The sequence below is a fragment of the Actinomadura sp. K4S16 genome (assembly GCF_008327685.1).
GTDB lineage: Bacteria > Actinomycetota > Actinomycetes > Streptosporangiales > Streptosporangiaceae > Spirillospora.
Genome location: NZ_BDDE01000023.1, coordinates 221,419 through 231,214 on the forward strand (window position 1 = coordinate 221,419; position 9,796 = coordinate 231,214).

9 protein-coding genes are annotated in these 9,796 nt (G+C 71.8%); 7 read left to right on the top strand and 2 right to left on the bottom strand.

What is annotated here, in order from left to right; translation table 11 throughout:
- Positions 1–284 precede the first annotated feature (284 nt).
- The 4 genes from K4S16_RS36030 to K4S16_RS36045 all read left to right on the top strand — a co-directional run bounded on the left by K4S16_RS36030 (position 285) and on the right by K4S16_RS36045 (position 4,108).
- Positions 285–845 (top strand): dihydrofolate reductase family protein, encoded by a 561-nt coding sequence (locus tag K4S16_RS36030; protein ID WP_149263539.1) that lies wholly within the window; start codon positions 285–287, stop codon positions 843–845.
- Positions 846–861: 16 nt separating this feature from the next.
- Positions 862–1,689: an alpha/beta fold hydrolase gene (locus K4S16_RS36035; RefSeq protein WP_149263540.1), complete on the top strand. Its 828-nt coding sequence runs from the start codon at positions 862–864 to the stop codon at positions 1,687–1,689.
- A gap of 30 nt (positions 1,690–1,719) precedes the next feature.
- Positions 1,720–2,370 carry a DUF998 domain-containing protein gene (locus K4S16_RS36040; protein WP_149263541.1) on the top strand — a complete coding sequence of 217 codons (651 nt, stop codon included), beginning with the start codon at positions 1,720–1,722 and terminating at the stop codon, positions 2,368–2,370.
- A gap of 115 nt (positions 2,371–2,485) precedes the next feature.
- Positions 2,486–4,108 (top strand): acyl-CoA synthetase, encoded by a 1,623-nt coding sequence (locus tag K4S16_RS36045; RefSeq protein WP_149263542.1) that lies wholly within the window; start codon positions 2,486–2,488, stop codon positions 4,106–4,108.
- A 6-nt stretch (positions 4,109–4,114) separates the two neighbouring features.
- On the opposite strand, the gene K4S16_RS36050 is transcribed toward K4S16_RS36045, so the two are convergent.
- Positions 4,115–5,203 (bottom strand): CdaR family transcriptional regulator, encoded by a 1,089-nt coding sequence (locus K4S16_RS36050; RefSeq protein ID WP_149263543.1) that lies wholly within the window; start codon positions 5,201–5,203, stop codon positions 4,115–4,117.
- Positions 5,204–5,320: 117 nt separating this feature from the next.
- Between K4S16_RS36050 and K4S16_RS36055 the strand changes: the two genes are divergently transcribed.
- Together K4S16_RS36055 and pruA are read left to right on the top strand one after the other, a co-directional pair.
- The gene (locus K4S16_RS36055; RefSeq protein ID WP_149263544.1) at positions 5,321–6,229 is read left to right on the top strand and encodes a proline dehydrogenase family protein; all 909 of its coding nucleotides are present in this window, start codon (positions 5,321–5,323) and stop codon (positions 6,227–6,229) included.
- Between the two features lie 9 nt (positions 6,230–6,238).
- Positions 6,239–7,870 (top strand): L-glutamate gamma-semialdehyde dehydrogenase, encoded by a 1,632-nt coding sequence (gene pruA / locus K4S16_RS36060; RefSeq protein ID WP_149263545.1) that lies wholly within the window; start codon positions 6,239–6,241, stop codon positions 7,868–7,870.
- 5 nt (positions 7,871–7,875) lie between these two features.
- Here pruA and K4S16_RS36065 read toward each other — a convergent pair whose 3' ends face one another.
- Positions 7,876–9,081 carry a cytochrome P450 gene (locus tag K4S16_RS36065; RefSeq protein WP_149263546.1) on the bottom strand — a complete coding sequence of 402 codons (1,206 nt, stop codon included), beginning with the start codon at positions 9,079–9,081 and terminating at the stop codon, positions 7,876–7,878.
- Positions 9,082–9,141: 60 nt separating this feature from the next.
- On the opposite strand from K4S16_RS36065, the gene K4S16_RS36070 reads away from it, so the two are divergent.
- Positions 9,142–9,796 (top strand): TetR/AcrR family transcriptional regulator (locus K4S16_RS36070; protein WP_149263547.1); only part of this gene is annotated, 655 nt, incomplete at its 3' end.

A 9,796-nucleotide genomic window follows, 5' to 3' on the forward strand; every position in this document is an offset into this window, starting at 1 on the left:
GTCGCACGGGGACGACGGCTTTCGACAGCAGGGGCCGGAAAAGTTTTCTGGTTCCGGTGTCGAAAACCGCGGTGCTCGCCCGACGTGTAGCCGTGAACCCGACCAGGACGGCTGTCGCGGCCCCACGAGATGGCCACCGGGACGTCGAGCCGGCGATCCCGTACCTCGCCCCGAACCGCGAGGGCACGTGCCGGCATCGCCTGCCCCGACCTGTGGCACGTCCTGCCGCACACCGCCCCTGACCAGGGCCGACACCGACCATCGACATGTCTTGGAGACCCGTCATGCGCACCATCACCGCCAGCTACTTCATCTCCCTCGACGGCGTCGTCGACGCGCCGCAGGAATGGCACCTTCCCTATGCCGACCCCGAGCTGATGAGCGTCGTCGGCGCGGCGACTGAGGGCGTCGACGCCCTGCTGATGGGCCGCCGGACCTACGAGGAGTGGGAGGCGTTCTGGCCCCACCAGACCGGCTTCCCCATGGCCGACTTCATCAACGACACCCACAAGTACGTCGCCACCACCACGCTGACCGATCTCGGATGGGGACCGTCGAGCGTGCTCGGCGATGCCGTGATCACCCGGATCGCCGACCTCAGGAACCGCGACGGCGGCAGGATCGCGATCAACGGCAGCGGAACCCTGACCCGCCACCTGCTGCGGGCGGGACTCGTCGACGAGCTCCACCTGCTCGTCCACCCCCTCGTGGTCGGCACCGGAAAGCACCTCTTCGAGGGCGGCGGGGCACCCGTCGGCCTGCGACTCGCCGACCAGCGGACCTTCGGCAGCGGCGTCACCTACCAGGTGTACGAGCCCGTCGCCCCCGCGGCCGACGGCGCCTGAGCCCGGGAGCCACGACATGGACCACACCCTCGACACCGGTCACGTCATCTCCGCCGACGGCACCCGGATCGCGTACGACGTGATCGGATCAGGGCCGCCACTGGTACTGGTCGGCGGTGCGTTCAGCCACCGGCGGTGGAAGGGGTTCGTCGAGCTCGCCCGATTGCTCGCCGGCTCCTTCACCGTCTACGGCTACGACCGCCGCGGCCGCGGCGGCAGCGGCCACGGCCCGGCCACGTCGGTCGACCTGGAGATCGCCGACCTCTCCGCCGTCATCGCCCGCGCCGGAGGCCCCGCCCACCTGTTCGGAATGTCCTCGGGAGGCGTCCTCGCCCTCCGCGGAGTCGCCGCGGGGCTCCGCGCGCGCAGCGTCTCCGTCTACCAGCCGCCCTTCGTCACCGAGACCGGCCGCACTCCGCCTCCCGACTTCGTCCAGCGCCTCCATGCCCTTCTGGAAGCCGACCGCCGTGGCGCGGCCGTGCACTACTTCATGACCCGCGGCATGGGCGCTCCCGCCCCGGTGGTGGCCCTGATGCGGCTGGCGCCCTTCTGGAAGGACCTCAAGGCCGTCGCCCATACCCTGCCCGCCGACCACGCCGTCATGGGCGACACCCTCGAAGGACGCCCCCTCGGCCTCTACCCCTGGAGCGCGGTGAGGGTCCCGACCCTGGTCCTGGACGGGAGCAAGAGCCCGAAAGCGACCGGCGTCGCGGCAGACGAACTCGCGGCGCGACTGCCGGCCGGCGAACGGGCGACCCTCAGCGGGCAGGGCCACAACGTCGCCATGACCGTACTCGCCCCCGCCATCCGGGGATTGGCCGCATCCGTCGACGCCCGCGGCTGACCACCGCCGACAATCCAGAGAGAGGCCCTCATGTCCAACCTCACCGCCGTCGACACCCCAGCGCGCCGCACCACCCGATCGCTGCGCCTCGGTGCCGGAGTCGTCTCCCCGGTGCTGTTCCTCCTCGTCAGCTTCGCCCAGATGCCGTTCAACCCAGGCCTGGACCTGACCAAGCACGCCTTCAGCTACCTCGCCATCGGCGACACCGGGCCGCTGCAGCAGGTCAACTTCGTGGTGATGGGCCTGCTGAACATCGTCGCCGCCACGGCCCTCCGCGCCCATGTCGCGGGAAGGCTCGGCACGCCGGCGGCGGTCCTGCTCGCGCTGGACGGCCTCGGCCAGATCATCGCGGGAGTCTTCACCCTCGACCCGTCCAACGGCTTCCCCGAGGGCGCGCCGGCGGGTCTCCCCGAGACCGTCAGCACGCACGGCAACCTGCACGGAGCCGGGTTCGGCCTCTCGATGGTCTCCTGGGTGCTCCTCCTGTTCGTCCTCGCCCGCGCCCATGCCGGAGCCGCGGATCGCGGCTGGGCGGTCGCCGGCGCCGGCTGCGCCATCGCCCTCCTGGTGACCGCGGCCTGCCTGATGACCGACTTCGGGACCGTCCTGCTCTACGTCGTGCTCAGCGGCACCTGGCTGTACACCGCCGCCACCCTGCAGCACCTGCGGGCCCGGCGGTGAGCGCGAGCGGCGGCCGACACCTCGACCGCGCGTGACGGCGGGTCGTCATCGATCGGTGCTTCCCGGCCCCTCCGATGCCCCCTTTCGGGGGTGGAGGGGGCGGGGAGGGGTGGCTATGATCGGCCTTTATCGCGCTCACCTGCGGTTTTGTAGGGAAGGTGGCCTTGTGTCTGTTGTGGGGCGGGCTCGTCAGCACTCCGTCGGGGATCTCCTGCATCGGACTGCCCGGCGGGATCCTCAGAAGCCGGCCGTCGTCAGCGGAGATCTCCGGGTCACGTTCGCGGAGTTCGACGTCGCGGTGAACCGGGCCGCGCACGCGCTGGCGGCGCGGGGGCTCGGCAAGGGGGACCGGCTCGCGCTGCTCAGCCACAACTGCTGGCAGTACGCGGTGACGGCGTTCGCCACGGCGAAGCTCGGCGTGGTGCTCGTGCCGATCAACTTCATGCTGAACGCAGAGGAGATCGCCTACATCCTCGGGCACTCGGGGGCGTCCGGGATCGTCGCGGAGGACGCGCTCGCCGCGACCGCCGAGAAGGCGCTCGCCGCGGCCGGCGTCCAGGACGGGGTGCGCGGGTGGATCCCGCTGTCGGGCGCGGCGCCCGGTGAGGGGTGGGAGGACGTCGACGCCTGGTGGAGTGAGGGGCCCTCGGCGGCGCCGGACGTGCTCGTGGAGGACGACGACCCGCTGCGGATCATGTACACCTCGGGGACCGAGTCGCGGCCCAAGGGAGTGGTGCTGACCAGCCGGTCCCTCATCAGCCAGTACGTGAGCTGCGTGGTCGACGGCGAGATGAGCGGCGACGACGTCGAGGTGCACTCGCTGCCGATGTACCACTGCGCGCAGCTCGACTGCTTCTTCTCCGTGGACGTCTACCTGGGCGCCACCAGCGTCATCCTGCCGGGGCCCGACCCCGCGGCGCTGCTGGAGACGATCGAGCGGGAGAAGGTGACCAAGCTCTTCTGCCCGCCCACCGTCTGGATCTCGCTGCTGCGCCACCCGGACTTCGACAGGCGCGACCTGTCGAGCCTGAAGAAGGGCTACTACGGGGCCTCGCCCATGCCCGTGGAGGTGCTGCGGGAGCTCATGCGGCGGCTGCCGGACGTGCGGCTGTGGAACTTCTACGGGCAGACGGAGATGGCGCCGCTCGCCACCATCCTGAAGCCGCACGAGCAGCTCGAACGGGCCGGCAGCGCGGGGCGCGCGGCCATCAACGTGGAGACCATGCTCGTGGACGACGACGGCGCGCCCGTGGGGGTCGGGGAGGTCGGCGAGATCGTCCACCGCAGCCCCCACGCCGCGCTCGGCTACTACCGCGACGAGGAGAAGACCGCCGAGGCGTTCCGGGACGGGTGGTTCCACTCCGGCGACCTCGGGGTCATGACCGAGGACGGCTACCTCTCGGTGGTCGACCGCAAGAAGGACATGATCAAGACGGGTGGCGAGAACGTCGCCAGCCGGGAGGTCGAGGAGGCCGTCTACGAGCTGGAGGACGTGGCCGAGGTCGCCGTCTTCGGGATCAGCCACCCGCACTGGATCGAGGCCGTCACCGCCGTGGTCGTGCCGAAGCCGGGCGCCGCGCTGACCGTGGACGACGTCCACGCGCACGTCCGCGAGCGGCTCGCCCCCTACAAGCGCCCCAAGTACGTCGTCCTCGCCGACGCGCTGCCCAAGAACCCCAGCGGCAAGATCCTCAAGCGGGATCTGCGGGAGCGCCACGCCGGGCTCGCTCAGGCTTGAGGCTCTTCAGGTCAGGTGGGGGGCCAGGGTCAGGGCCAGGTGGAGTGTCAGGCGGTCTTGGCCGTCGGTGAGGGTCAGGGCCGTCAGCTCCTCTATGCGGCGCAAGCGGTGGTAGAGGGTCTGGCGGTGGATGTTCAGGGCCTTCGCCGTCTGCTGGACGTTGCCCGCCAGGTCCAGGTAGGTGCGGGCCGTCTTCGCGAGCTCGTCGTGCGCTAGGAGGCGTTCGGTGCCGGGGGTCTGGGTCGTCTGGGCCAAGGCCTCGTCGCCCGCTGTGCGCAGGAGGCGGAGGACGCCCAGGGACGTCCAGTCACGGATCTCGCCAGGAGCGGCGGTGCGGGCGGCCACGCGGGCGCGGAGCCAGCCCTCGTGGACGTCGTCCAGGGTGGGGCAGGGGGAGTACACGCCGGTGTGGACGGGAGTGTTGCGTTCCTCTAGGAGGCGGCGTGCGCGGGCCAGAGCTGTCGTCGCGCTGCCCGCGGGGACGAGGAGGACGTGGTCGCGCTGCCACACCGTCGCCAGGACGGAGTGGGGGAGCAGCCACGGGTTGAGCGGCTCGGGGCTGGGGGTCCGCAGCACGGCCACCGTCAGGGGCGGGTCGGCCGCTCCGGCGTCGGTGAGGTCGTCGGCGGCCTGGGTCCGGACGTCGGGGTGCGTGGACAGCAGGTCGGCGACCTTCCAACCGAGGTCGTCGCGCTCACGGGCCTGCCGGGCCATGAGGAGGCCGGCGCGCTCGCACAGGGGCATGGCCCTGGCCGCCTGCGCGTCGGTGATGCGCTCCTTGTCGTCCAGCAGCCAGAGGTAGCCGTAGGTGACGTTGTTCCAGCGGACGGGCAGGCACAGGCGGGCGAGCTGGCCGAGGGCGGCGTCGGCCGGGATGCGGACGGGGCCCGTCGCGCGGGCGATGCCGTGGCGCTCGAAGCGGGCGCGGACGGCCTCGGTGGCGCGGCGGTGCAGGATCGAGTTCATACGGACGGGGTCGATCGTGTCGCCGTGCGCGGCGTAGGCGACCAGATGGAAGTCGCGGTCCTCCAGGGTCGCGGGTGCGCGCAGGAGGTCGGCCGCCTGCTCCACGATTTCCTGCAGATCGGGTGCCATCGCGATCCCTTCGTACATGTGTATGAGGACGGGCCGCTCTGAAAGTGGCGTTTGACTATAGGGGCCGCGCGGCGGTGCTCCTAACGTGCGAGGTGTTCCTTGACGTTGGAGGGTTCCATGCTCAGCCCGCTTCTTCTCGCCGCCGCGCGCAGCGGACGGATGCGCGACGTCATCACCTCCGTGCCGCTGACCAGGGGAGTCGTCGACCGGTTCGTCGCCGGGGACGATCTCCACGCCGCCCTCGAAGCCGTCCGGGAACTGCGGGACGGCGGGCTTGAGGTCACCCTCGACCACCTCGGGGAGGACACCCGGGAACCCGCCCAGGCGCGGGCCACCCGGGACGCCTACCTGGAGTTGTTCGAGGCGTTCGAGGGGCAGGGGCTCGCCCGGGGCTCCGACGCCTCGGTGAAGCTGTCCGCGCTCGGGCAGGCGCTGCCCGGCGACCTCGCGCTCGACCACGCGCGGGAGATCTGCGCCGCGGCCGGGCGGGTCGGCATGACCGTCACCCTCGACATGGAGGACCACACGACGGTCGACTCCACGCTGGAGATCCTCGGGAAGCTGCGGGTCGACTTCCCCTGGGCGGGGGTCGCCGTCCAGGCCATGCTGCGGCGCACCGAGGGCGACCTGCGGGACCTGGTGGGCGAGGGGTCCCGCGTGCGGCTGGTCAAGGGCGCCTACGCCGAGCCCGCGTCGGTCGCCTACCAGAGCAGGCACGAGGTCGACCGCGCCTACGTGCGGGCGCTGCGGCGGCTCATGCGGGGCGACGGGTACCCCATGGTCGCCAGCCACGACCCGCGGATCATCGAGATCGCGCGCTCCCTGGCCGCCGAGCGCTCGCCTGCCTCCTACGAGTTCCAGATGCTCTACGGCATCCGGACCGCCGAGCAGCGGCGGCTCGCCGAGGCCCACCGGATGCGCGTCTACGTCCCCTACGGGGCCGACTGGTACGGCTACTTCATGCGGCGGCTCGCCGAGCGGCCCGCCAACCTCGCCTTCTTCCTCCGTTCGTTCGTCTCCCGCTAAGGAGTTTCCATGGACGCCGTCACCAACGTTCCGACACCGGCGAACGAGCCGGTGCGCGGCTATGCGCCGGGCAGCGCCGAGCGGGCCCGGCTGGAGGCGAAGCTCGCCGAGCTGACCGCCGAGGCCCCGATCGACCTGCCCATGACGATCGGCGGCGAGCGCCGGCTCGGGGCCGGCGCCAAGGTCGCCGTCGTCCAGCCGCACCGGCACGCGGCCGTGCTCGGGACGTTCGGCACCGCGACCGAGGAGGACGCTCGGGACGCCATCGCCGCCGCCCTCAAGGCCGCGCCGGCATGGCGGGCGATGTCCTTCGACGACCGGGCCGCGATCTTCCTGCGCGCCGCCGACCTGCTCGCCGGGCCGTGGCGGGAGACGCTGCTGGCCGCGACCATGCTGGGGCAGTCCAAGACCGTCCAGCAGGCGGAGATCGACAGCCCCTGCGAGCTCGTCGACTTCTGGCGCTTCAACGTGCACTTCGCCCGGCGGATCCTCGCCGAGCAGCCGATCAGCGGCCCCGGCGTGTGGAACCGGTCCGACCACCGGCCGCTGGAGGGGTTCGTCTACGCGATCACCCCGTTCAACTTCACCGCGATCGCCGCGAACCTGCCGACCGCGCCCGCCCTGATGGGCAACGTCGTCGTGTGGAAGCCGTCGCCCACGCAGACGTACTCCGCCGTGCTGCTCATGAGGCTCCTGGAGGAGGCCGGGCTCCCCGCGGGCGTCATCAACCTCGTGACCGGTGACGGGCTCGCGGTGTCGGACGTGGCGCTCCAGCACCCCGACCTCGCCGGGATCCACTTCACCGGCTCCACCGCGACGTTCCAGCACCTGTGGAAGACGGTCGGCGCCAACATCGAGAAGTACCGGAGCTACCCGCGGGTCGTGGGGGAGACGGGCGGCAAGGACTTCGTCGTCGCGCACCCGTCCGCCGACCCCGCCGTGCTGAAGACGGCGCTCGTGCGCGGCGCCTTCGAGTACCAGGGCCAGAAGTGCTCCGCCGCGTCCCGCGCCTACGTCCCGCGCTCCATCTGGGAGGACGGGTTCAAGGAGGAGCTGGCCGCGGAGGTCGACGGGCTCACCATGGGCGACGTCGCCGACCTGTCCAACTTCATGGGCGCCGTCATCGACGAGCGGGCCTTCGCCAAGAACAAGGCCGCCATCGAGCGCGCCCAGGCCGACCCGAAGGTCGAGATCGTCGCCGGCGGGACCTGCGACGACTCCGTCGGGTACTTCGTGCGGCCCACCGTGCTCGTGTCCGGCGACCCCGAGAACGAGATCTTCCGGACCGAGTACTTCGGGCCGGTCCTCGGCGTCCACGTCTACGAGGACGAGCGGTACGACGAGATGCTCGCCCAGATGGAGTCGGTCGCCGACTACGCGCTCACCGGCGCCGTCATCGCCACCGACCGGGCCGCCGCGGCGCACACCGCCGAGGTCCTCCGGTACGCGGCCGGCAACTTCTACATCAACGACAAGCCCACCGGCGCCGTCGTCGGGCAGCAGCCGTTCGGCGGCGCCCGGGCGTCCGGCACCAACGACAAGGCCGGCTCGGTGTTCAACCTGCTGCGCTGGACGTCCCCCCGCTCGATCAAGGAGACGTTCGTCCCGCCGACCGACTACCGGTACCCGCACATGCAGTAGGCGCCTCAGGCCCCGACGCCCGTGGCCGGGAGCGACGCCCAGCCGCGGGTGAACGGGGACCGGATGCGGTCCGCGTTCTCCAGGTCCACTCCTATGCGGGGGTGGGCCTGGAGAAGCTCCTCCAGCGCCACGCGCGCCTGGAGCTTGGCCAGGTGCGACCCGATGCAGAAGTGCACGCCGCTGGAGAAGCCCAGGTGGCGCGGGATCGCGCGGGTGACGTCCAGCTCGCCCGCGGACGGGCCGAACTCGCGCTCGTCCCGGTTCGCCGCCCCGAACAGCATCATCACCTTCTCGCCCTCCGGGATCTCCGTCCCGTGCAGCGTGACCGGGCGGGTGGTCGTCCGGGCCAGCGCCTGAACGGAGCCCTCCAGGCGCAGGAACTCCAGCAGCGCGTTCGGGATCAGCGACGGGTCGGCCGCCAGCCGCTCCCGCTGCGCGTGGTCGCCGTCCAGCAGCGCCACGCCGTGCGAGATCAGGTTCCCCGTCGTGTCGTTGCCGCCCGCCACCATGACGAAGCAGAAGCCGAGGACGTCCCAGTCGGTGAGGCGCTCCCCGTCCACCTCGGCCGCGGTCAGCGCGCTGATCAGATCCCCGGACGGGTCGGCGCGGCGCGCGGCGATCACGTCGCTGAAGTAGCCGAACATCTCCGCCACCGCCTGCACGGCGCCGTCCTGCACCGAGCGCAGGCCGAACCCCTCGTCCTGCAAGGTCGTGAGGGCCGACACCCACGGATCGAACCGCGCGCGGTCGGCCTCCGGGACGCCGAGCAGGTGCGCCAGCGCGAACGTCGGCAGCGGCGAGGAGAAGTCCCGGTGCAGGTCGGGGGTCTCGCCGTCCGCGGCCTTCCGCTCCATCAGCGCTATCCGGGAGCGGACGAACTCGCGTAGCAGCGACTCGAGTCCGGCCGTCCGGCGCGGCGTGAACCCGTGGCTCACCAGGCGCCGCAGCACGGTGTGGCGCGGCGGATCCAGCATGACGATCGTCGGGGCCAGGCCCAGCGTGCCGATCTCGTCCGGGTAGAACGTCAGGCCCTGCGCCGAGGAGAACGCGTCCGCGTCCCGCGTCGCCGCCCAGACGTCGTCGAAGCGCGACAGCGCCCAGAACGGCGGATCCTCATGGCGGTGCACCGGCTCCTCGTCCCGGAGCCGCCGATACGCGGGATAGGGGTCGGCCTGGAACGCGGGATCGAAGGGATCGTAGACGTCCGCCATGGCCGGACCTCCGGGTTCTAACAGGCGCCGTTATTAACGCCCCCTGTTAGTATCATCGGCGTGCCGAAGGACGCAAGAGCCACCCGCGACGCCCTCATCCGCGCCGGAGCCCACCTCTTCGCCGCCCACGGCATCGACGCCGCCCGCACCCGCGACATCGTCGCCCTCGCCGGCCAGGCCAACGACTCCGCCGTCACCTACCACTTCGGCTCCCGCGACGGCCTCCTCGACGCCATCCTCCGCGCCGGCGTCACCCGCATGGAACCCGCCCGCGCCGCCACCCTCCCCGGCCTCCCCCCAGACGACCTCCACGCCATCGTCGACGCCGTCGTCCGCCCCACCGCCGACGAACTCCGCACCCCCCACGGCCGCGACTTCCTCCGCATCACCGCCCAACTCGCCGGACGCGCCGGAATCCGCGACCACCGCCCCCCGCCCGTCCTCCACGGCACCGCCCTCCAGCAGCAGCTCCACCTCCTCGAAACCGCCTGCCGCGCCACCCTCCCCGAACCCATCGCCCTCGAACGCATCTCCCTCTTCATCGCCTTCCTCACCGCCGCCCTCGCCGACCGCGCCACCCGCACCCGCCCCTCCGGCACGCCCCCGTCCGTCCCGGACCACGACACCTTCACCACCGACCTCACGGCCATGCTGACCGCCGCCCTCCAAGCCCCCGCAACAAATCGTTTGCCCGCAACGAACCCACCCCCGTACC